Origin of the sequence: Antarcticimicrobium sediminis (assembly GCF_004348975.1) — a bacterium.
Lineage (GTDB): Bacteria > Pseudomonadota > Alphaproteobacteria > Rhodobacterales > Rhodobacteraceae > Antarcticimicrobium > Antarcticimicrobium sediminis.
The window spans coordinates 136,173-157,130 of record NZ_SMFP01000002.1 but is presented as its reverse complement, the minus strand read 5'-3'; the positions used below and the strand labels follow the sequence as shown (position 1 = coordinate 157,130).

Here is a 20,958-nt window from a genome sequence, read left to right as displayed (position 1 = left end):
GGGGTGGGCCCTTGATCGCGCAGCATGTTCAATTTTTGCACTGATCCCGACACCCTGCCAAAGCTGGAATGGTTTGCCTGTTACCTTACGACAGGCAAGCATATGGGATTCTATTTCTCTTTCGGGACCGTGCTGCTGTTGCTGGCGATCACCGCACCAGCCGCGCTGCTGTTCGGGTTCGGCGGGGCAAGCGCGGCGCGCGCGCGATTCCTGCCGCTGCGCTGGTTCGGCAAGGCCTATATCTCGATCGTGCGCGGCGTTCCCGATATCGCGTTTTTCCTGTTCTTTGTGATCGCCCTCGATCAGGGCTTTGAATGGATGCGGCACAAGGTGAAATGCCCCGATTGGGATCAGCCGATCCGTCAGGGCAATGATTTCGTCGTCTGCGCCCAAGCCAAGCTGCCGTTGGGCACCGCGCCGCAATGGGTGCATGAAACCTATGGGTTTTCCCTTGCTGTGCTGACCTTTGCCATCGTGTTCGGTGCCTTTTCCGCCAATGTGATCTATGGCGCGATGCGCGCGGTGCCAAAGGCCCAGATCGAAACCGCCGAGGCCTATGGCATGAGCCGTCGCCAGACCTTCTGGCGCATTCTGGTGCCGCAGATGTGGGTCTTTGCGCTGCCGGGTCTTTCGAACCTCTGGATGGTGCTGATCAAGGCGACCCCGCTTTTGTTCCTGCTCGGGGTCGAGGATATCGTCTATTGGGCGCGCAATCTGGGCGGCACCGCCAATCCGCGCTTTACCGATTACCCGCACGCCGACTGGCGGATGTGGTATTTTCTGGCGCTGCTGGTGTTTTATCTGCTGTTCACCAAGGTCTCAGAGCTGGTGCTGGACCGGATCATGCGCCGGCTCTCGCACGGGCAGGACACGGCCGCCGGCGAGGCCCAGCGCCGCGCCGCAGGAGGACCGCCATGAGTTGCTGGCAAACCGTTCAGGATTACGCCCTGCGCTCGGTCGGGATCGGCGAGCGGCTGTTGCCGCGCGAGGATTTCACCCTGTGCGAGCAGTTCACCCTGATCGGCTCGGGCATGATCTGGAACATCTATTTCGGGCTGGTCGCACTGCTGGCGGGGTTCTTTCTGGCCACTGCGCTGGCCATGGGCAAGGCGTCGCACAACCGCCTTCTACGCAAGCCCTCGGAATGGTTCATCTTTCTGTTCCGGGGCTCGCCGCTGTTCATTCAATTCTTCTTTGCCTATTTCCTGTTTCTCAGCCTCAAGGGGGTGAGTTCAGTCTTTGATCCCTTCACCTCGGCGGGACTGGGGGCGGCGGTAGTGCTGTTCTTCAACACGGCCGCCTATACCGGCGAGATCTTTTATGGCGCGCTGCTGTCGATCCCGCGCGGCGATCTTGAGGCAGCGGATGCCTATGGATTTTCCGGCTGGAAAAAGTTCCGCAAGATCAGCTGGCCCACCATGCTGCGGCTGGCTTGGCCCGCCTATACCAACGAGGCGATCTTTCTGTTCCACGCCACCACTCTGGTCTATTTCTCGGGCTTTCCGGCGTGGCAGCAGCGCGGTGATGCGCTGTATTACGCCAGCTATTTCGCCGACAAGACCTTCAACCCGTTCATCCCCTACCCGATTCTGGCGATGTATTTCATCCTGTTCACGCTCAGCGTCGTGGGGGTGTTCGGGCTGATCAACCGGCGTCTGAACCGGCATCTTCCGGCAGAGCGACGCAGCAAGCTTCGGCTGCGGCCCAACCTGCTGCGCTAACCGCCCCGCGCACCTTCCGACCGCCCCTCAATGGACTGTTGCCCTTGGCGAAGGTCAGCCAAACGGGCCGGGACGGCCCCCTTCGCCCGAAAGTTCAGCGCGATTGCACCCCGTCCGGCGCCGCCCCCAACTCCCCCCTTGCGTGAACGTCGCTGCCGGGCTACCAATAATTTGATCAAATTATCGACGTCCCTTTTTCAGTCCCGATCCGGGTCCGGGGGAGCGCCGAACCGACAGGTGACAGTATGCAGAACTATCTTCGCAAGAATCCACAGGTCCACTCGATCCGGGTGGCGGCGGCCGATCTGAATGGCCAGCCGCGCGGCAAACGGATTCCGGCGCGCTTTGCCAACAAGGTCGTCAGCGAGGGCACCCGCTTTCCGCTTTCGGTGATGAATCTGGACATCTGGGGCGAGGATATCGACGACAGCCCGCTGGTGTTCGAAACCGGTGATCGTGACGGCATCCTGCGCCCGACAGAACGCGGCTTTGTGCCGATGCCCTGGCTCAGCTCGCCCAGTGCGCTGTTGCCGATCTGGATGTACCGCGACGATGGCCGCCCGTTCGAGGGCGACCCGCGCCATGCGCTCGCCGCAGTGCTGAACCGTTACAAGGCGCTCGGGCTCAGGCCGGTGGCGGCGGTCGAGCTGGAATTCTTTCTGATCGACGACAGCGGCAAAAGCCTTCAGGTGCCGGTCTCGCCGCGCTCGCACAAACGGCGCAAGGCGGCCGAGATCATGTCGATCCGGGCGCTGGACGCCTTCGACACCTTCTTTGGCGATCTGTATGATGCCTGCGAAGAAATGGACATTCCCGCCGACACCGCCATATCCGAGGCCGGGCTTGGCCAGTTCGAAATCAACCTGATGCACCAGAACGACGCCCTGCGCGCCGCCGATGATGCCTGGCTGTTCAAGATGCTGCTAAAGGGGATGGCACGGCGACACGGGTTTGCCGCCTCGTTCATGGCCAAACCGTATGAGGATTACTCTGGCTCGGGGCTGCATATGCATTTCTCGGTGCTCAACGAACAAGGGGAAAACGTGTTCGACGATGGCGGCGCGCGCGGCACCGATACCCTGCGCCACGCGGTGGCGGGTTGCCTGTCCGCGATGCACGACTCGGCGCTGATCTTTGCCCCACATGGCAACAGCTATGACCGGCTGGTGCCGGGCAACCACGCCCCCACTGGCATCTGCTGGGCCTATGAAAACCGCACGGCAGCGTTGCGCATCCCCTCAGGCAATCCCTCTGCGCGCCGGATCGAGCACCGCGTCGCGGGTGGCGATGTGAACCCCTATCTGATGATGGCCGCAGTGCTGGGCGCGGCGCTGAACGGGATCGAGGACGGCAAGGAACCGCCCGAACCGATCACAGGCAACGCCTATGATATGGATCTGCCGCAAATCCCCACCGACTGGGGCGAGGCCATCGACGTCTTTGCCAAAAGCAAGATCATGCCGCGCATCTTCGATCCGGGTCTGATCCGCAACTTCGTGCTGACCAAGCGGCAGGAGCTGCATTACATGGCAGAACTGTCGCCAACCGAGCAGGTGGATATCTATCTCGACACGGTCTGACGCCGCGCCCTGTTCACAGCCAAGCAGGCTTGTACAGGGCGGGGCCCGGGCCTAGTTTCGAGAAAATTCAAAATCGGTGAACCATGAAAATCGGCATTCTACAAACCGGCCACTCTCCTGCCCCCCTGATCGACGAGATGGGGGATTACGACCAGATTTTCCGCACTCTGCTCGACGGCAACGGCTTCACCTTTGACGTCTACCCCGTGGTGGACGGCGTTTTTCCCGACGGGCCGGAGGCCGCCGAAGGGTGGCTCATCACCGGATCGCGTTTCGGGGCCTATGAGGATCACGACTGGATCCCGCCGCTGGAGCAATTGATCCGCGATATTCGCGACAGCGGCAAGCCGTTGATCGGCGTCTGTTTCGGGCATCAGATCATCGCCCAGGCGCTGGGCGGCAAGGTGGAGAAATTCGCCGGCGGCTGGTCCGTCGGGCGCACCGAATACGACATGGACGGGCAGAGCTTCGCGCTCAATTCCTGGCATCAGGATCAGGTCACCGAACGCCCGGACGGGGCGCGTGTACTAGGCGGAAATGCCTTTTGCGAAAATGCCGTGCTCGCCTATGGCGACACCATCTGGACGATACAGCCGCATCCGGAATTCAGCCAGCCCTTCATCGAAGGTCTGCTGCGCACCCGCGGCAAGGGGGTGGTGCCCGACGCGCTGCTCGAAAAGGCCGAAAGCCAACTCGACGCACCGCTGGATCAGGCCCGCATCGCCCAGTTCATGGCTGAATTCTTCAAGAAGGAGAGGTCGAAATGACCGACTGGCTGAACTCCCTGCCCGAGGCCGCACGGGCCTATCTCGAAGGCCGCCGTCTGGACGAGGTTGAATGCATCATCTCCGACCTGCCGGGCATTGCCCGCGGCAAGGCGGTGCCGGCAAGCAAATTCCTGCGTCAGGATAATTTCCACCTGCCCGACAGCATCTTTTACCAAACCATCACCGGGGACTGGGGCGAGGCCGCCGGCGAAGAGGGCTTTATCGAGCGCGACATGATCCTGAAACCGGACATGTCCACCGCCACCGCCGCCCCCTGGACCGGGGACTGGACGCTGCAGGTGATCCACGACGCCTATGACCGCGACGGCGCGGTGATCCCGTTCAGCCCGCGCAACGTGCTGAAACGGGTGGTCGATCTGTATCACGCCCAAGGCTGGGAACCGGTGGTCGCGCCCGAGATGGAATTCTATCTGGTCGCCCGCAATGTCGACCCGGCGCAAGAGATCCAGCCGATGATGGGCCGCTCTGGCCGCCCCGCCGCCGCGCGTCAGGCCTATTCGATGACGGCAGTCGACGAATTCGGACCGGTGATCGACGACATCTATGACTTTGCCGAGGCGCAGGGCTTTGAGATTGACGGCATCACCCAGGAGGGCGGCGCCGGACAGTTGGAGATCAACCTGCGCCACGGTGATCCGGTCAAGCTTGCGGATGAGGTATTCTATTTCAAACGCCTGATCCGCGAAGCTGCGCTGCGCCATGATTGCTTTGCCACCTTCATGGCCAAGCCGATCGCGGATGAACCGGGCAGCGCCATGCACCTGCACCATTCGATCATCGACATGGAAACCGGCAACAACCTGTTCTCCGGCCCGCAGGGGGGCGAGACGGATGCCTTTTACCATTTCATCGGCGGGCTTCAGGAACACCTGCCAGCGGCGATCGCGGTGCTGGCCCCCTATGTGAATTCCTACCGACGCTATGTGCGCGACCATGCCGCGCCGATCAACCTGAGCTGGGGCCGCGACAACCGCACCACCGGCATCCGCGTCCCGATCTCGGACCCCGAGGCGCGGCGTGTGGAAAACCGGCTGGCCGGGATGGACTGCAACCCCTATCTGGGCATCGCCGCCAGCCTCGCCTGCGGCTATCTCGGCATGATGCACGAGCTGCGCCCGGAGAAGCAGCAGCGCGGCGATGCCTATGACGGCGAACCCGACATTCCCCAAGTGATGGGCCAGGCGCTGGATCTGTTCGACGAGGCCAGCGATCTGCGCAACGTTCTGGGCGAAGAGTTCTGCCGCGTCTACGGCATCATCAAGCGCTCGGAATATGAGGAGTTCCTGCAGGTGATTTCCCCGTGGGAGCGGGAACATCTGCTGATGAACGTCTGATCCCGGAGGGGGCGGGCGTTGCCCGGCCCTGGCCCCGGAAAAATGAGTATTTGAAACAAGAAGAAGCTGCGGATGCGGCGCGGAAAGGATCGGCGATGGGCCTGAACCTGCTCTATTCCAATGACAAATCGGGGGCCTATCCACAAAGCTGGTACGCCGCCACCGCGCATGAGCTGCCGCCGTTTCCGGCACTGGACGGCGACACGCGCGCCGATGTCTGTGTCGTCGGGGCCGGGTTTACCGGGCTGTCGGCGGCGCTGCATCTGGCCGAAGCCGGGTTCGACGTTGTGCTGCTGGAGGCGCAACGGGTCGGTTTCGGCGCCTCGGGGCGCAATGGCGGCCAATTGGGCAGCGGCCAGCGGGTTGAACAGGACGGGCTTGAATCCCTTGTCGGGCAAGCCGAGGCGCGAAAGCTTTGGGATCTGGGGCAAGAGGCCAAGGATCTGGTCAAGGCGCTGGTGGCGCGGCATCGGATCGACTGTGATCTGAAACCGGGCGTGGCCTGGGCCGGGTCGTCAAAGGGAGACGTCACCCACCTGCACGACTATGCCCATCTGCTGCAAGACCGCTATGGCTATGACCAGATCGAGGCACTGGACGCCGAGGCGTTCCACGCACTTTGCCCCTCGCCTGATTACCGTGGCGGCGTGGTGGATTGGGGCGCGGGCCATCTGCACCCGCTGAATTTTTCCCTCGAGCTGGCCCGCGCAGCGCGCGATGCCGGGGTGCGCATCCATGAGCGCACCGAGGTGATGCAGATCGACGAGGGGCGCCCGGCCCGCCTGACCTGTGCCAGCGGCACGGTCAGCGCCGATCACGTGATCCTTGCCTGCAACGGCTATCTGGGCGGGCTCAATCGCAAGGTTGCCGCACGGGTGATGCCGATCAACAATTTCATCGCCGCGACCGAACCCCTGGGCGAGGACGCCGCGAAAGTGCTGAGCAAGGATATCGCGGTCGCCGACAGCCGCTTTGTCGTCAATTACTTTCGCCTGAGCGCCGACAAGCGGCTGCTGTTTGGCGGCGGCGAAAGCTATGGCTATCGCTTTCCGGCCGATATCGCCGCCAAGGTGCGCAAACCGATGTGCGAGATCTATCCGCATCTGCGCGACATCAAGATCGACTATGCTTGGGGTGGCACGCTGGCCATCACCATGAAACGCCTGCCCTATCTGGCACGGGTGGCGCCCAATATCCTGTCCGCGTCGGGCTATTCCGGGCACGGGCTGGGCACTGCGACGCAGGCGGGTCAGCTGATGGCGCGCGCCATTCAGGGCGAGACCCAAGGTTTTGACACCATGGCGCGGCTGCCCAATACCCCGTTCCCGGGCGGGCCGGCCCTGCGAAACCCGCTGCTTGTGCTGGCGATGACCTGGTTCTCGCTGCGCGACCGGCTCGGGGTCTGAACCGCAGCCTGTTTCCCTTCTGCAACCTGTGAGCTGTCACGGGTCGGTTTCCCGCCCTTGCCGTGCCCCTGCGCTTGGCTTTTCCAAGCCTTTGTTTTATATTTTCCGAAGGTTCTATTAAGGAAACGCGAATATGCCCCTGATCCCCAACGTTCATGACGCCGAGCCCATTCCCCCAGCGGCCCGCGAAGCGATCGATGCGCTGCTGCAATCGGGCGATCTGTTCCGCTATACCGCGCCACAAGATGCGCCGGTCGCGCTGTTGGAGCAGGAGTTCGCCGAGATGATCGGCAGCAAATATGCGCTGGCGGTCTCATCCTGTTCGGCGGCGCTGTTCCTGTCGCTCAAGGCGCTGAACCTGCCGCGCGATGCGCGGGTATTGATCCCCGGCTTTACCTTTGCCGCTGTGCCCTCGGCCGTGGTGCATGCGGATTGCCTGCCGGTGCTATGCGAAGTGGGCGAGAATTACCGGGTGAACCTGGCCGATTTCGAAGCCAAGCTGGATCAGGACATCTCGGCCGTCATCATCAGCCACATGCGCGGCCATACCTCGGACATGGATGCGATCCTGACCCTGTGCGAAGCGCGCGACATTCCGGTGATCGAGGATGCGGCGCATTCGCTGGGCACCACCTGGGACGGGCGCAATATCGGCACGCTCGGGCGGATCGGCTGTTTCTCGTTCCAGTCCTACAAGATGATCAATGCCGGCGAGGGCGGCATCCTGATCACCGATGACGCCGATCTGGTGGCGCGCGCGGTGATCATGTCGGGCGCCTATGAGCACAACTGGAAAAAGCACAAGGGTCCGCGCGGCGACAATACCGACACGCTGGCAGCAGCCTTTGCCCGCTGGCAGAACCAGTTGCCGCTGTATAACCTGCGGATGAGCAACCTGTCGGCGGCCGTGATCCGCCCGCAACTGCCCGAACTGATGCGCCGGGTGCGCGACGGGCGCGCCAACCACGATCACGTCGCGGCCCTGCTGAACGCCTCGCCGTTCCTTTCGGTCCCTGATCCGCTGGGCCCCGAGGTGCGCGCGCCGGATTCAATCCAGTTCAATCTGGTGGGCATGGATGACGAGCAAACCCGCGCCTTTGCCCGGATTGCCGGGGCAAACGGGGTCAAGGTACAGGTCTTTGGTCACAGCGCCGACAACGCCCGTGCGTTCTGGAACTGGCAATTCATCCCGGATCTGCCAGAGCTGCCACAGACCCGCGCCATGCTGATGCGCGCCTGTGACGTGCGCCTGCCGGTCTATCTCAAGGGCGCGCAGTTGGATGCCATCGCCGATGTACTGACCGCTGCGGCGGCCGAGGCCGCAGGTCCGCAGCGCGTCTACGGAACCTCTGCCGCATAGCGACCAGTACAGGGACCCGCACTGGGGGCGACATCTCGCCCCCTTTATCCTGTCGCTGAGGGTATATCATCAAAGGGCGTCGCCGCAGGAACAACGGTGGCGCGCGTCCTTTTCCGTGCCTTTTCAGTGAGCGCAAGCGCTTTCGATCACAGCACACCGTGTCCTAGTTCGGTCAACAGAGCGGAGGCCAACACAGGCCCCCTGCCCCATACCTATTTCATCTTGGACAGGGTTTCCTGAAGCGCGGCGAGTTGCTTCTTGATCGCGTCAAGATCTTCACCGCTCTCGCGCTTGTCCTGACTGCCGGCCTCGGGCTCTGCTCCGGGCCAGTTGCCAGCCCCCAAGCCGCTGGTCATCGCCTTGAGAAAGGCCTCTTGCTGCGCCTGCATTGCCTCGAACCCCGGCATGCTGGCGATCGGGTTTATCGCGCTCATGTTTTCCATCATCTTCGACTGGCTTTCGCGCAGCATCTGGAAAGAGCCTTGCAGGAATTGTGGCATCATGCCCCCGCCCGGCACCATATAGCTGCGCACCAGATCGTTGAGCACGTTGACCGGCAGCACATTTTCGCCCCGGCTTTCATGTTCGGCAATGATTTGAAGCAGATACTGCCGGGTCAGGTCATCCCCGGATTTCAGATCGACAATCTGAACCTCGCGACCGCCGCGAATAAAGCCCGCGATGTCTTCCAAAGTGACGTAATCGCTTGTCTCGGTGTTATAGAGCCGCCGACTGGCATAGCGCTTGATCAACAAGGGTTTTTGGTCTTCAGCCACGTCACGCCCTCCACACACGTTGCAATGCAGCAAACCCTATGCGAGCGCAGAACAAAAGGAAAGGGCGGCGGCGCGGCCTGTTGCGCGGATCAGAATGTCAGCTTGGCACCAAGGATGACGGTGTGCGAGGTGACCCCTGCATCAGAAACGATCTTGGGCAGGATCAGCGGCACGAAGCCGTCGTTGAACAGGTATTCCGCCCCCAGCTTGAGGTTTCTGGCCACATCCACCTCGACGCCCAGGATGGCCTGATCCATCTTCTCCCACGGGGTGCCCTTGGCGCCCTGGATCCCGCGACTGGCGGCCAGAGAATAGGTGCAGGGGCGACCGAAAAGGGTCGAGCGATAGCGGCCCTGCAGCGTCATCGCGGTCACCTTGTGGCCAGTCGCGGGCCAGATATGCTCGGTCTGGGTGAATTCTCCCATCAGGTCGAAATTGCCACCGCTCAGCGTGAGGTTCAGGTCATAGGCGCCGTTCCAGCGCCGGTTTATACCGGTACTTGGCGGGTGGTAGGCGATGACGCTGTCATAGATCGTTCCGCGCAGATAGCCGGCCCCAACCCTCAGGCTCAAGTCGCTGCCCAGATCGAACCGGTGGACCACGTTCAGGGCGAAATTGTCGTAATCGCCGTTGTTGTCCGGGCTGCTGACCACGCGAAAGCCACGGTGCTCGGGGATCAGAGAAAAGGCGATTTCGGTGCGGTCGGTGACATAGCCCAGCTCGACCAGCGGATCCTCGACCTGCGCCCAGAAATAATGGGCGCCGTGGGTGTGGGTGAAGGGCGCATAGCTGGCGAAGTTGCCGAAGTTCACGGTCTTGCGGCCAACCGCGAGGTAGAATGGCGCGCGATTCAGATCACCAAGCGCGACCCAGGCCTTGCGCAGCTGCACATCGTCCTGACCCGGATAGGGCACCTCGGAGTATTCGCCCTGCGCAAAGACCGTGACCAGCGGCAGGGTCAGGGTGGCGGTCAGCGAAACCTCGTTGACCACCCTGTAAGTATCAGAAAGCCCCGACGCGTGACTGGGTGGAAGCCGCGACAGGATCGGGAACTTGCCCGCCGTATTCGTCTCTTCGTGGATGATCGTACCAAAGGCCCGCCCGCCAAGGTACAGCCGGTTCTGGGACAGCACGCCCGCCTGTCGTGCCCGGAGCGCGACGGCGAGCTTGTTGGTGACATTGTCCTGCCGGTCGAGCATCGTCTCGGAAAACGACAGGCTGGTGCCAAACCAGCCGGCTTCCAACCCATCGGCCTGCTGCGCGCCCACGGGTCCGGGACCCACCCCGGGCGCAAGAACCAAACTCAGGACCGCGCAAAATCGCGCCGCACCCCCTGACATCGATCAACCTCCTCCTCCCCTCCTCCCGAAGGGAAAAATCGCTTGCATCAAACGGGCAGCCCACCGGGACGGGACCGGGACGGGCAGGATCAATAATTAACTCAATTTTAACCATACTCACAAAACCGTGATCAGGCAACTGCGACCTGCCCTCTGCGCCTCTGTCGATCTGGTTGCGCCCGAGGGGGGGGGACCGGCACCGGGAACGAAAAAGGGCAGGCCCCGCTGGGCCTGCCCTGTCACGATTGCCGCCTGTAGGCGGCGCAGCAACGGCTTATTTGGCGCGCGTCGCCTTCTTGGCGGGGGCGGCCGGTTTGGCGGCCGCAGTCATGTCGTCGGCTGCTTTTTGCATTGCTGCGCCAGCATCCTGGCCCATGTCCTTGCCCGCGGAAACCATCAGTTCGACCGTCTCCATCTGAACCTTTTTGGCAATCTCGGCAAAAGCGGCCATGTTTTCGGCAGCGACCTCGGCGGCGGCAGAGGCGAAATCGGACATCGCTTTGGCATAGTCTGCCGGTTCGTCCTTGGCTTTGGACACATCGTTGATCTTGGCCAGGGTCGCCTGGGTCCAATGGGTGGAGATCTCGGTCGATTTACCGGCCGCTTCCAGCGCTACGGCAGAGAGCTTTTCGCTCAGCGCGGCAGAGGATTTATAGACGCCGTCCATGGCAGAGGTATCCACCGGCAGCGCGTTCCACATGTCTTTCATCATCTCGGTATAATCTTTGTTGGTCATCTTCTGACTCCTTTGGCTCTATGGCTTTGGCGGGCGATCACCCATCTGTCTTCTGCATTCAATATGATTGCTGCACTGCGGCATTTCAAGGGTAAACTTTCTGCAGTGCAGCATTTTACCTAAACACGCCGCGCATGCAAAAAGGGCAGGTCTTTCGACCTGCCCTTTGCAATTGCACCGTTTGGGAGGAGAGACGGTACAAAATTCGAATTGCCTTACCGACCTTACTTGGCGGTGGTGGCTTTCTTGGTTGCGGCGGTCACCTCGTCGGTGGCCTTCTTGACGGCTTTGGTGGCATCTTCAGAGATGTCCTTACCAGTGGCCATCAGCAGCTCGACGGTGTCCATCTGCACTTTTTTGGCCAGCTCGGCATAGGCCGACATGTTTTCTGCGGCGGCTTCGGCTGCGGCAGAGGCGAAATCAGTGATCGCCTTGGCATAGTCGGCGGGCTCTGCCTTGGCTTTCGACAGATCGGCCAGTTTGGCCAGCGTGTCGCGAGTCCAGGTGTTCGAGATTTCCGAGGATTTGCTAGCGGCTTCCAGTGCCACGCCCGAGAGTTTCTCGTTCAGGGTCGCGGTGGATTTGAAAGCTCCGTCCATCGCGGAAGTATCCACGGGAAACGCGCCCATTGCATCTTTCATCATCGCGGTAAAATCTTGAGTGCTTGCCATTGTCACAGTCCTTACGCGCTGCACGGGACAATCCCGTATTTCTTATCAGCTGCACCTAATATGAATGCTGCGACGCAGCATTTCAAGAAAAATCGCTGCGACGCAGAAAAATCGTTGATTCTCACGCAAATTCAGGTCTTTGGTCGCGCCACCACATAGGTGCCCGGGGCCGGATCCAGGCTCGGATGCTCCGAATCACCCACGCCCCGCGCCGGAACCATCTTGCCCGACCGCTTGGAAAGCCACGCATCCCAACGCGGCCACCACGACCCCTCGTGGAAGGTGGCCCCCTCCATCCAGCTGTTCGCATCGCCGCTCAGATCGGGGTTGGTGTAATGGCCATACTTCTTTTTGCTCGGTGGGTTCACGATACCAGCAATGTGCCCCGATTCCGAAACGAGGAAGGTCTTGGAGCGTGAGCCCATCTGCTGCACCCCCCGATAGCAATCCTTCCACGCGGCAATGTGGTCGGTCTCGCAGGTGATCGACATCAGCGGCACGCTCACATCCTTCACGCGCAGCGTCTCGCCCAGCATCTCGATGCCGTCCTTCTCGCAGAACGCGTTTTGCTGGCACAGGCCGCGCAGATACTGCACCGCCATCCGCCCCGGCAGATTGGTGCTGTCGCCGTTCCAGTACAGCAGATCGAACGCCGGCGGCGCCTCGCCCAGCATGTAGCTGCGCACCGCCGGGGCATAGACCAGATCGTTGGAGCGCAAAAACGAGAAGGTCCGCGTCATGATATAGGACCGCAAGATCCCCTGTTCGGCCACCTCGGCCTCGATCGCGTCGATGAAATCATCCTGCAGGAACGGCGTGAACTCTCCCTGTTCGGAGAAATCGGTCAGCGCGGTAAAGAAGGTCGCTGATTTCACCGATTTGTCGCCGCGCTTTTTCATCAGCGCCAGCGTCAACGCCAGCGTGGTGCCAGCGATGCAATAGCCCACCGCGTTGACCTGTTCGGTCTTGCAGATCGCTTTCACCTCCCGGATCGCGGTCAGCATCCCGTCTTCGATATAGCCCTCCATTCCGACGTCGTCATAGCTGTGGTCGGGGTTCACCCAGCTGATCACAAACAGCGTATAGCCCTGATCGGTGATCCATTTGATCAGGCTGTTCTGTTCCTTGAGATCAAGAATATAGAACTTGTTGATCCAGGGCGGGAACAACACGATCGGGATCTCGCGCACGGTTTCAGTGGTCGGCCTGTACTGGATGATCTCCATCATCCGGTTGCGAAACACCACGTCGCCGGGGCTGGTGGCGATGTTGCCGCCGACCTCAAAGGCCTTTTCGTCGGCCAGCCGCACCACCAACTCGCCGTCATTGGCTTCCAGATCGTCGATCAGGTTCTCCAGCCCCTGCACCAGTGACTGCCCCTCGGTCTCCAACGCGCGCTCCAGCGCATCCGGATTGGTCGCGAGAAAATTCGTCGGCGACATCATGTCGACGATCTGCTGGCCGAAATATTTCAGCCGTTGCTTTTCCTTGGTGTCCAGACTTTCAACACTGGAAAAGGCCTGTTCGATGGCCCCCGCGTTGATCAGGTACTGCTGTTTGACAAAGTTGAAATAGGGATGGCTGTCCCACAGCGGATTGCTGAAGCGCCGGTCGCTTGGGCCGGGATCCGCCGGCGCGGCCAGCTCGCCCTGCGCCAAAGCCTGCTGCGCCTCGGCGAAATGTTTCACCGATTTGCCCCAGAATTCAATCTGATGCTCGAGCAGTTTGGCTGGGTTCTGCAACGCCCCGGTCCAATAGGCGGTCGCAGCCTTGGCAAACATTTCCTGATCCGGAGCGTTCAACCCAGGATGATGCGAAGTCTTGTCCGACATCGCCCCGATCAAGCGCTTGGACAGCGCCTCGACCTTCTTCAGGTTCTCGGTCAGCCGGCCAAGATGCTCGCCCTGCACCGCACTGCCGTCATCGTCGCTAGTTGTCATTCGACCGAATCCCCCCTATCTCTTTCTGCTAAGCAGAGTACCGTCGCAGCGTTCGGGAGGCAAAGCGACGATTAAACCAAGTTGCATTGGTAGCAATGCCAAGGAGACCCGAATGCGCTATATGATGACATACGATCTGATGGAAGCCACCCGCAATGCCAATCAATGGCTAGGGGCCACGGCTCAGTCTTTTGCCTCTTACCCCGGGGTCAGCATGATGCCGAACCCGATGTTCAACTGGCTGGCATCCTGGGGAAAGGTGACGGAACGCACTTTTCAGCGGATGGTGGTCAAACCTGACTGGGGCATCCGCACCGTGACCTGTGCCGATGGCCGCGACCATCTGGTTGATATCCAGACCGTGGTTGAAGAACCCTTCGGCAACCTGATCTACTTCAAGGTTCCGGGCCGCGATATCCAGCCGCGCAAGGTGCTGCTGGTCGCCCCGATGTCGGGCCACTATGCGACCCTGCTGCGCTCGACCGTTGCCAGCCTGCTGCCCGATTGCGAACTTTACGTGACCGATTGGCACAACGCCCGTGACATCCCGGCCTCCAAAGGCAAATTCGATGTCGAGGATTACACCCTTTATCTTGTTGAATTCATGCGCCATCTTGGGCCAGACACCCATGTGATCGCAGTCTGCCAACCGGCCCCGCTGACGCTGGCCGCCACCGCCTATCTGGCCGAACAGGATCCCGATGCGCAGCCGCTTTCGCTGACCCTGATCGGCGGCCCGATCGACCCCGACGCCACCCCGACAGAGGTGACGGATTTCGGGCGTCGCGTGACCATGGGCCAGCTTGAAGAGACCGCCATCCAGCGGGTCGGGTTCAAATACCCCGGCGTCGGGCGGATGGTTTATCCCGGCCTGCTGCAACTGTCCTCGTTCATCTCGATGAACTCCGAACGCCACGCCGATGCCTTTTCCGGCCAGATCCAGCGCGAAATGCGCGGCGAGGCTGGCGAGCACGATGCCCACAACCGGTTCTATGACGAATACCTCGCCGTGATGGACATGACGGCCGAATTCTACCTCTCGACGGTAGAGCGGATCTTCAAGAACGGTGAGGTTGCCAAGAACGAATTCGTGGTCGACGGCCATCACGTGGATATCGGCAAGATCACAAATGTCGCGGTCAAGACGGTCGAAGGCGCCAATGATGACATCTCGGCCCCCGGCCAATGTATCGCGGCGCTGGACCTGTGCACCGGGCTGCCTGACAGCATGAAGGCCAGCCATGTGGAACCCGGCGCTGGCCATTACGGCATCTTCGCCGGCCGCGCTTGGCGCGACAATATCCGGCCGCTGGTGATCGAGTTCATGAACGCCAACAGCACGAAGCCGGCCCGCAAAAGCAAGGCGGCACGCCCGGCAAACCGGAACGTCGCTGCCGCCAGCTGATCCCCCGTCTGATCCAATTGTGCGACCGGTTGAAAACACCCGGTCGCACCGATCACCGCACTCGAATTACTTCGCTCACGCCCTCTCGGCTTGTCGCGGTCTGGCCAGCCAGTCACGCAACGCCGCCAGCACTGCATCGGGGGCCTCCAGCGTCGGCAGATGCCCGGCATCTTCGATCACCCGCAACTCGGCGCTGGGCATCAGTTCGGCCATGAATCTGTGCCGCTTCACCGGTGTCAGCCGATCATACGCGCCGCACAGGATCAGCGTCGGCGCCTTGCATTTGCACAGGGTGCTTTGCTGGTCAGGTCGGCGTTGCAAGGCACGGTTCTGGCGCACAAAGACCTCCGGGCCAAGATCGGAAGCCATGGCATAGACCTTGTCCAACACCGCCATCCGCCCCGGTCCCGGCGCTAGATAATCGGGTTTCATCGCATCGCGCATCACATCGTCCAGCCGCCCGGCCCGCACCCCGACGATCATCGGCTCGCGCGCGGCGGCCTCGGGCGGGGTTTCGGCCAGCGGGTTGGTGTCCATCAGGCACAGCCGGGTAACCCGCTCGGGCACCCGGCGCAGCACTTCCATCGCCACGATCCCACCCATGCTAAGCCCAGCCAGCGCGAACCGCGGCGGCAGTTGATCAATGATGTTCGAGGCGATCTCCTCGACCCGTTCGCCCCGCGTTATGGGGGCCACCATCACCGCACGATCGCGGCTCAACGCATTGATTTGGGGTTCGAAAATCCGCGCGTCGCACATCATTCCGGGCAACAGGACCAAGGCTTCGGTCATGGGGTATCCTTTACTGCATCAACAGGCCTCGGGGGCAAGGCCCCGCTTGTCGGCAGCATGCGGGTTTCCGCCCGCCCCGACAAGCGCTGACCCCGCGTCTCAGGGAAATGCGATGCCGCGAAAGGGCGGGAAATCACCATAGCGCGCGCGGCGCTGCCCGCCGTCTTCGCCCGGGGTCGCACCGGCAGCCAGCAGCGTCCCGCGCGGGGCGATATAGCTGTCGATGCGCCGCAGCGGCAGCGGCCGCCAGACCAGGTTGAAGGCACAGAGCTTGGGGAAAAACCAGATCTCGGAAAACTCCAGATGATCGTACAGCCACCAGGCCAGATCGCGCCAGTCGCGCCCCTGCACATAGCGATCCGCGAACCAGGGGATCACGATACTGGCCCCCGCCACCCGATCCTCGCCGCGCCCGCGGTCCCAGATATGGCATTCAAGCGGGTTGTCATTGGCGGCGCAATTGAGCCGATTTTCATTGCCAAACCGGTTCAGCGCGGCCGAGCGATAGCCAGAGCGGACAGCGATCCGCCCGAAGGTCTCCTCCAGCGGGTCCAGCAGGGTTTCGCACAGCGCCCGCCCGGTCTCGATCGCCAGATCGGGATCGTCGGGCAGGTTCGGAATGCGGTGAAAATTGCCGATCTCGGAATACAGGAAGTCGCGAAAATAGAAATGTTTCGAAAGCCTTACACGCCCCAGCTCTTCCAATCCCCGCATGCTTCCTGCAGGCCGCCGCGCCACCTTAGCGCAGCCCCTGCGCGTGCAGCCAGTCCACCATCGCCAAGATCGCCGCATCGCTTTGCCCCGGCGACAGGATATCCCCGGCAATGACATGCGCGTTCGGATCGTCGTCCGGCCCCAGACTGACCGCCTGCACCCGCGCGCCGCCGCCCCAGTTGGCGGCAATCTCGCGGCTGATATCGGGGCGCACCACCTGATCCTCATCCGACAACCAAAACAGCGCCGGCACCTGAACCTTGGCGTAATCCAGCCGCGCCACCTTGCGCACCATCGCCGCCATCGGCATCAGCGCCACGGTGGGATAGCGGCTGGTCCAAAAGATCGCCTGCCCGTCATTTTGCGGCTCGAAACTGCGCTCGCGCCCGGCGAGCAGCGGCAACCAATAGCGCGCCCCCGGCAGGGCCAGCAGCGTCGCCGCCCAGTTTTGATTGCCGAAATTGGGCGAGACCAACACCGCAGCGGCCACGTCGCGCGACATCTCGCGATCCAGCAGCGCCGCAGCGGTCAGCGTTGCCCCGGTCGAGGTGGCGATCACCACCACCCGCTCACCCACCGCGCGGGCGGCTTCCAGCGCCTCGGCCATATCGTCCATCCAGTCGCCCACGCTGGCCTGTGCCAGCGCCGCGCCATCGCGTCCATGCCCGCGCAACCGCGTAAAGACCAGATTCGCGCCCAAGGCCTGCGCCACGCGGTCGGGCACCGGGCGGATCTCTTGCGAGGTGGCGGAAAACCCGTGCACGTAAAGGATCGAAACCGGCGTGCGCCGCTCCCTGAAACCGGGCTGCCAGATCACCCGTTTCTCGACGCCCGGCGTTATGTCATCGAACCGCGCCTCTTGCCGGTTCAGATAGGCCGCCACGCCCCCCTTCATCCGCGTCGCATCAAACCCGGCGCGCAGTGGCACCGGTTCATAGGGCCCGAACGCCCAAAGCAGGGCAAGAACCACGCCAAGGGCATACAGCCTCCGGCGCAACCGTCTTTTCGACAGATGCATGTCCCTACTCCAGTATATCCGCCAGCGCCGTCTCGATCATCGCCAGACAGCGCGCGTCAGAGAACCGGTGATCGGCGTCCTTGAGCAAGGTCAGCCGCATGTCGGGACATTCCGCATGATCCAGCAAACGCAGCGCGGTTTGCGTCGAAACGGCGGTATCCGCCGTGCCCTGCAAACAGCGCACCGGAAACGGCAGCGGCAGCGGATCGCGCAGCACCAACCGGGTGCGGCCATCCTCGATCATCCGTTTCGAGATGACATAGGGCTCCATATAGTCGGAGTGTTTCTCGACAAAGCCCTGCGCCTCCAGCTGGGCTTTCTCGGCCTCGGTGAAAGTGGCCCAATAGCCGTCTTCGGTGAAATCCGGTGCGGCGGCCACGGTGACCATCCCCTTGATCCGCTCCGGGATTGCGCGTCCCAGCAGCAGCGCCTGCCAGCCGCCCATGGACGAGCCCACCAGCACCACCGGCCCCTCGGTCAGCGCGCCGACGGCGGCAAGCGCATCCTCGTGCCAATCGCCGATGCAGCCCGCCTCGAAACTTCCGCTGCTTTCGCCATGGCCGGAATAATCAAACCGCAAAAAGGCGCGACCGCGCGCCTTCGCCCAAGCCTCCAGATACAGGGCCTTGGTGCCCTCCATATCGGACTTGAGCCCACCCAGAAACACGACCCAAGGCCCCTGCCCTGCGCTGCGATGATAGGCCAGGCGGCGGCCCTGCGGGGTCTCAAGAAATGTCGTTGCTGGCATGCGATCTCCTTCGCGGGGGATCATGCCGCCAGCCGGGGCGGGCTGCAATGCCAGATTGCGCCCGCCCCGGCCAAGCGCCGCTCAGCGCCCGTTCATGATGATGCGATAGCGCAGCTGATCAAAGATCACGGCAAGGATCAGCAGAACCCCAAGCAAGACCATCTGCATATAGGAACTGACCTGCGCCAGATTCATGCCATTTTGCACCAGCACAATGAAAAAGGCGCCGAGCACGACGTTTTCCACCCGCCCGATGCCGCCGCGCAGCGACACGCCGGCGATGACACAGGCGGCGATGGATTCCAGCGCAATGGTCCCGCCCAGATTCGCCTCGCCCGATTCAACCCGCGCCGTCAGCAACAGCCCGGTCAGCGAGGCAATGAAGGCGCAGACCATATAGGCCAGCAACAGGGTCCGCTTGGTATTGATCGCAGACAGATGCGCCGCCTTGATATTGCCCCCCACCGCATAGATCTGGGTGCCCAACCGGGTGCGGGACATGAAAACCCACATCACCACGATACAGACCAGCGCGATAATCACCGGAACCGGTATCCCCCAAAACCGCCCGAACCCGAAGGTGTCGCCAAAGGCGAACGGCAGCCCCGAAACAGGCACCCCGCCGGTCAGGAACAGCGCCAGACCAGCGCCGACCGAGGATACGCCAAGCGTCATGATAAAGGGCGAGACGTCGAAATAGGCCACCCCGATGCCGTTGACGAGGCCGACCAGAAGCGCCGCGCCAAAGCCGGTAAAGGCCCCCAGCAGGATCGCCAGCCAGATCGCATCGGGAAAGACGCCAGCGAAATAGACCATGGCCGAGGCCGACACCACCGAGGTCAGCGCAATGGCGGTGCCCACCGACAGGTCGAACCCGCCGGAAATCAGCACCAGCATCTGCCCCATCGACACCAGCACCAGATAGACCGACTGGCGCGCCACATTGACAAGGTTCTGTCCGGTCAGGAATTTCGACGACAGCGCGGTAAAGATCACCAGCGCCCCCAGCAGGAAGAACGGCAGAACGCCCACCTTGACGAAGACGCGGCTGAAAAGGGCGCCCGCGCCGAATTTGTTGGTTTGCTCGCTCATGCCTTGGCTCCGCTTTCATCGAAGAAATATTTCAGGACGGTATCCTCCACCATGTCGTCCCCACTCAGTTCGGCTGAAATCCGGCCATGGGCCAGCACCAGCATCCGGTGCGACAGGTTCAGCACCTCGGGCAGATCGGACGAGATCAGCACCACCGCCTTGCCCGCCTCGGCCAGTTCCTTGATCAACAGATACAGTGCCGAGCGTGTGCCCATATCCACGCCCACCGTGGGTTCATCGAACACATAGATTTCAGCCTCTTGCCCGAAGCATTTGCCAAACAGTACCTTCTGCTGGTTGCCCCCGGACAGCTGCGACACGCGCTTTGCCCTATAGCCGTCGTGCAGCTCGACATGGTCCGCGATCTGCTCGCTTTTGGCTTGGACCGCTTTCCAGTTAATGAACCCGCTCCGCGACACCCCCGTGCCGCCCATCACCAGATTGATCGCAAGGTTGTCGTTGGAGCTTTTTGCCAGATCCAGCCCCTCGGCCTTGCGATCAGGCGACAGGTAATACATCCCGCCCTTGATGATCGCGCGCGTCGGGGCATGGGTGATGTCCACACCGTGCAGCGTGACCGTCCCGCCCTGACGCGGCACCAGCCCCATCAGGGCCCGGAACAGCCGTGATTTGCCCGATCCCACCAGCCCCGCGACGCCCAGAACCTCGCCCGCGCGAATTTCCAGATCTGCCGCGCTCAGCCCCGGCGTCTTCAGCCCTTTGGCCGTCAACAGCAACGCGCCCGGCTGGCGGGCGATCTGCGGATAAATCTCGGCAATGGCGCGGCCGGTCATCATCTCGACCAGCGCGCCTTCGTCAGTGTCGCACATCGCGACCGTCCCGATCTTGGCGCCATCGCGCAACACCGTGACCCGGTCCGCGATACGTTGAAATTCCTGAATCCGGTGCGAAATATAGACAATCCCGACGCCGCGCGCCTTGAGCGACGCGATGAAACCGAACAGATGATCAACCTCGCGATCCGTCAGAGATGCGGTCGGTTCGTCCAGTATCAACACCGAAAGATCGCCGTGAAACGCCTTGGTGATCTCGACCATCTGTTGTTGCGCGCGCGACAGCGACGCGGTGATGGCGGTCGGGTCGATCTCGAACCCCAGATCCTTGAACATCTCGCGGGCGCGGCGGCGCATCGCGCGATGATCCACAAAGGGGCCGCGCATCGGCTCCCATCCTAGAAAGATATTCTCGGCCACGGTCAGGGTCGGGATCAGGGAAAACTCCTGAAACACCGTATAGATCCCCTTGGCCTGCGCCTCGGCGACCGAGGTGAACCGCACCGGCGCGCCATTCAGGGTAATTGTGCCCTCGGTCGGGGCATTGGCCCCCGCCAGCATCGAGATCAGGGTCGATTTCCCGGCCCCGTTCTCGCCGAACAAGACATGGACCTCGCCCGGCTCCAGATCGAAATCGACGCTGTTCAGGGCCAGAACGCCGGGATAGCGTTTGGTCAGCCCCCGGGTTTCAACCAGTTTGGGTACTTGCATCTCCGCCTCCGCTCGGCAGGCCGGACGATGAT

Annotated in this window: 19 protein-coding genes; 8 read left to right on the top strand and 11 right to left on the bottom strand. The window is 62.1% G+C overall.

Annotation, left to right across the window (positions count from 1 at the left end):
• Positions 1 to 24: 24 nt before the first annotated feature.
• The 7 genes from E1B25_RS04055 (at position 25) to E1B25_RS04025 (ending at position 8,189) form a co-directional block, all read left to right on the top strand.
• A complete protein-coding gene (locus E1B25_RS04055; protein ID WP_132827391.1) occupies positions 25 to 918 on the top strand; it encodes an ABC transporter permease in 894 nt (297 codons plus the stop codon).
• The gene (locus E1B25_RS04050; protein ID WP_132827390.1) at positions 915 to 1,721 is read left to right on the top strand and encodes an ABC transporter permease; all 807 of its coding nucleotides are present in this window, start codon (positions 915 to 917) and stop codon (positions 1,719 to 1,721) included. Before E1B25_RS04055 ends, E1B25_RS04050 begins: the two co-directional genes overlap by 4 nt.
• Before the next feature lie 245 nt (positions 1,722 to 1,966).
• On the top strand, positions 1,967 to 3,301 hold the full coding sequence (locus E1B25_RS04045; protein ID WP_132827389.1) for a glutamine synthetase family protein: 1,335 nt from the start codon (positions 1,967 to 1,969) through the stop codon (positions 3,299 to 3,301).
• 83 nt (positions 3,302 to 3,384) lie between these two features.
• Positions 3,385 to 4,068: a type 1 glutamine amidotransferase gene (locus tag E1B25_RS04040; protein WP_132827388.1), complete on the top strand. Its 684-nt coding sequence runs from the start codon at positions 3,385 to 3,387 to the stop codon at positions 4,066 to 4,068.
• Positions 4,065 to 5,423, top strand: a complete 1,359-nt coding sequence (locus tag E1B25_RS04035; RefSeq protein ID WP_132827387.1) for a glutamine synthetase family protein — start codon at positions 4,065 to 4,067, stop codon at positions 5,421 to 5,423. Before E1B25_RS04040 ends, E1B25_RS04035 begins: the two co-directional genes overlap by 4 nt.
• A gap of 95 nt (positions 5,424 to 5,518) precedes the next feature.
• Positions 5,519 to 6,829 carry an NAD(P)/FAD-dependent oxidoreductase gene (locus E1B25_RS04030; RefSeq protein WP_132827386.1) on the top strand — a complete coding sequence of 437 codons (1,311 nt, stop codon included), beginning with the start codon at positions 5,519 to 5,521 and terminating at the stop codon, positions 6,827 to 6,829.
• A gap of 133 nt (positions 6,830 to 6,962) precedes the next feature.
• Positions 6,963 to 8,189 (top strand): DegT/DnrJ/EryC1/StrS family aminotransferase, encoded by a 1,227-nt coding sequence (locus E1B25_RS04025; protein ID WP_132827385.1) that lies wholly within the window; start codon positions 6,963 to 6,965, stop codon positions 8,187 to 8,189.
• Between the two features lie 212 nt (positions 8,190 to 8,401).
• On the opposite strand, the gene phaR is transcribed toward E1B25_RS04025, so the two are convergent.
• The 5 genes from phaR to E1B25_RS04000 form a co-directional block, all read right to left on the bottom strand.
• Positions 8,402 to 8,965, bottom strand: coding sequence for a polyhydroxyalkanoate synthesis repressor PhaR (phaR, locus tag E1B25_RS04020; protein ID WP_132827384.1), 564 nt, complete (start codon positions 8,963 to 8,965; stop codon positions 8,402 to 8,404).
• Positions 8,966 to 9,054: 89 nt separating this feature from the next.
• Positions 9,055 to 10,248 (bottom strand): hypothetical protein, encoded by a 1,194-nt coding sequence (locus E1B25_RS04015; protein WP_206338500.1) that lies wholly within the window; start codon positions 10,246 to 10,248, stop codon positions 9,055 to 9,057.
• Between the two features lie 331 nt (positions 10,249 to 10,579).
• Positions 10,580 to 11,041 (bottom strand): phasin family protein, encoded by a 462-nt coding sequence (locus tag E1B25_RS04010; RefSeq protein ID WP_132827383.1) that lies wholly within the window; start codon positions 11,039 to 11,041, stop codon positions 10,580 to 10,582.
• Positions 11,042 to 11,265: 224 nt separating this feature from the next.
• Positions 11,266 to 11,712, bottom strand: a complete 447-nt coding sequence (locus E1B25_RS04005) for a phasin, PhaP (RefSeq protein WP_132827382.1) — start codon at positions 11,710 to 11,712, stop codon at positions 11,266 to 11,268.
• A 131-nt stretch (positions 11,713 to 11,843) separates the two neighbouring features.
• A complete protein-coding gene (locus E1B25_RS04000; protein ID WP_132827381.1) occupies positions 11,844 to 13,652 on the bottom strand; it encodes a PHA/PHB synthase family protein in 1,809 nt (602 codons plus the stop codon).
• 112 nt (positions 13,653 to 13,764) lie between these two features.
• Here E1B25_RS04000 and phaZ point away from each other — a divergent pair, with 112 nt between their 5' ends.
• Positions 13,765 to 15,057, top strand: a complete 1,293-nt coding sequence (phaZ, locus tag E1B25_RS03995) for a polyhydroxyalkanoate depolymerase (RefSeq protein ID WP_132827380.1) — start codon at positions 13,765 to 13,767, stop codon at positions 15,055 to 15,057.
• A 75-nt stretch (positions 15,058 to 15,132) separates the two neighbouring features.
• Here the strand turns inward: phaZ and E1B25_RS03990 are convergent, their stop codons facing one another.
• From E1B25_RS03990 to E1B25_RS03965, 6 genes are all read right to left on the bottom strand, one after another.
• The gene (locus tag E1B25_RS03990; protein ID WP_132827379.1) at positions 15,133 to 15,849 is read right to left on the bottom strand and encodes an alpha/beta fold hydrolase; all 717 of its coding nucleotides are present in this window, start codon (positions 15,847 to 15,849) and stop codon (positions 15,133 to 15,135) included.
• A gap of 99 nt (positions 15,850 to 15,948) precedes the next feature.
• A complete protein-coding gene (locus tag E1B25_RS03985) occupies positions 15,949 to 16,563 on the bottom strand; it encodes a hypothetical protein (RefSeq protein WP_132827378.1) in 615 nt (204 codons plus the stop codon).
• Between the two features lie 25 nt (positions 16,564 to 16,588).
• A complete protein-coding gene (locus E1B25_RS03980; RefSeq protein WP_132827377.1) occupies positions 16,589 to 17,581 on the bottom strand; it encodes an alpha/beta hydrolase in 993 nt (330 codons plus the stop codon).
• A 4-nt stretch (positions 17,582 to 17,585) separates the two neighbouring features.
• Positions 17,586 to 18,329: an alpha/beta fold hydrolase gene (locus E1B25_RS03975; protein ID WP_132827376.1), complete on the bottom strand. Its 744-nt coding sequence runs from the start codon at positions 18,327 to 18,329 to the stop codon at positions 17,586 to 17,588.
• Between the two features lie 81 nt (positions 18,330 to 18,410).
• The gene (locus E1B25_RS03970) at positions 18,411 to 19,421 is read right to left on the bottom strand and encodes an ABC transporter permease (RefSeq protein ID WP_132827375.1); all 1,011 of its coding nucleotides are present in this window, start codon (positions 19,419 to 19,421) and stop codon (positions 18,411 to 18,413) included.
• Positions 19,418 to 20,926, bottom strand: coding sequence for a sugar ABC transporter ATP-binding protein (locus E1B25_RS03965; protein ID WP_132827374.1), 1,509 nt, complete (start codon positions 20,924 to 20,926; stop codon positions 19,418 to 19,420). The genes E1B25_RS03970 and E1B25_RS03965 overlap by 4 nt, the downstream gene beginning before the upstream one ends.
• Positions 20,927 to 20,958: the final 32 nt, after the last annotated feature.

What these genes read in the sequence shown, in the direction of transcription:
- E1B25_RS04010 (WP_132827383.1), bottom strand. Translation starts at nt 11,041, where the DNA reads ATGACCAACAAAGATTATACCGAGATGATGAAAGACATGTGGAACGCG.
- E1B25_RS03990 (WP_132827379.1), bottom strand. Translation starts at nt 15,849, where the DNA reads ATGACCGAAGCCTTGGTCCTGTTGCCCGGAATGATGTGCGACGCGCGG.
- E1B25_RS04055 (WP_132827391.1), top strand. Translation starts at nt 25, where the DNA reads ATGTTCAATTTTTGCACTGATCCCGACACCCTGCCAAAGCTGGAATGG.
- E1B25_RS04030 (WP_132827386.1), top strand. Translation starts at nt 5,519, where the DNA reads ATGGGCCTGAACCTGCTCTATTCCAATGACAAATCGGGGGCCTATCCA.
- phaZ (WP_132827380.1), top strand. Translation starts at nt 13,765, where the DNA reads ATGCGCTATATGATGACATACGATCTGATGGAAGCCACCCGCAATGCC.
- E1B25_RS03970 (WP_132827375.1), bottom strand. Translation starts at nt 19,421, where the DNA reads ATGAGCGAGCAAACCAACAAATTCGGCGCGGGCGCCCTTTTCAGCCGC.
- E1B25_RS04040 (WP_132827388.1), top strand. Translation starts at nt 3,385, where the DNA reads ATGAAAATCGGCATTCTACAAACCGGCCACTCTCCTGCCCCCCTGATC.
- E1B25_RS03965 (WP_132827374.1), bottom strand. Translation starts at nt 20,926, where the DNA reads ATGCAAGTACCCAAACTGGTTGAAACCCGGGGGCTGACCAAACGCTAT.
- E1B25_RS04050 (WP_132827390.1), top strand. Translation starts at nt 915, where the DNA reads ATGAGTTGCTGGCAAACCGTTCAGGATTACGCCCTGCGCTCGGTCGGG.
- E1B25_RS03985 (WP_132827378.1), bottom strand. Translation starts at nt 16,563, where the DNA reads ATGCGGGGATTGGAAGAGCTGGGGCGTGTAAGGCTTTCGAAACATTTC.
- E1B25_RS04005 (WP_132827382.1), bottom strand. Translation starts at nt 11,712, where the DNA reads ATGGCAAGCACTCAAGATTTTACCGCGATGATGAAAGATGCAATGGGC.
- E1B25_RS04045 (WP_132827389.1), top strand. Translation starts at nt 1,967, where the DNA reads ATGCAGAACTATCTTCGCAAGAATCCACAGGTCCACTCGATCCGGGTG.
- E1B25_RS03980 (WP_132827377.1), bottom strand. Translation starts at nt 17,581, where the DNA reads ATGCATCTGTCGAAAAGACGGTTGCGCCGGAGGCTGTATGCCCTTGGC.
- E1B25_RS04000 (WP_132827381.1), bottom strand. Translation starts at nt 13,652, where the DNA reads ATGACAACTAGCGACGATGACGGCAGTGCGGTGCAGGGCGAGCATCTT.
- E1B25_RS04035 (WP_132827387.1), top strand. Translation starts at nt 4,065, where the DNA reads ATGACCGACTGGCTGAACTCCCTGCCCGAGGCCGCACGGGCCTATCTC.
- E1B25_RS04025 (WP_132827385.1), top strand. Translation starts at nt 6,963, where the DNA reads ATGCCCCTGATCCCCAACGTTCATGACGCCGAGCCCATTCCCCCAGCG.
- E1B25_RS03975 (WP_132827376.1), bottom strand. Translation starts at nt 18,329, where the DNA reads ATGCCAGCAACGACATTTCTTGAGACCCCGCAGGGCCGCCGCCTGGCC.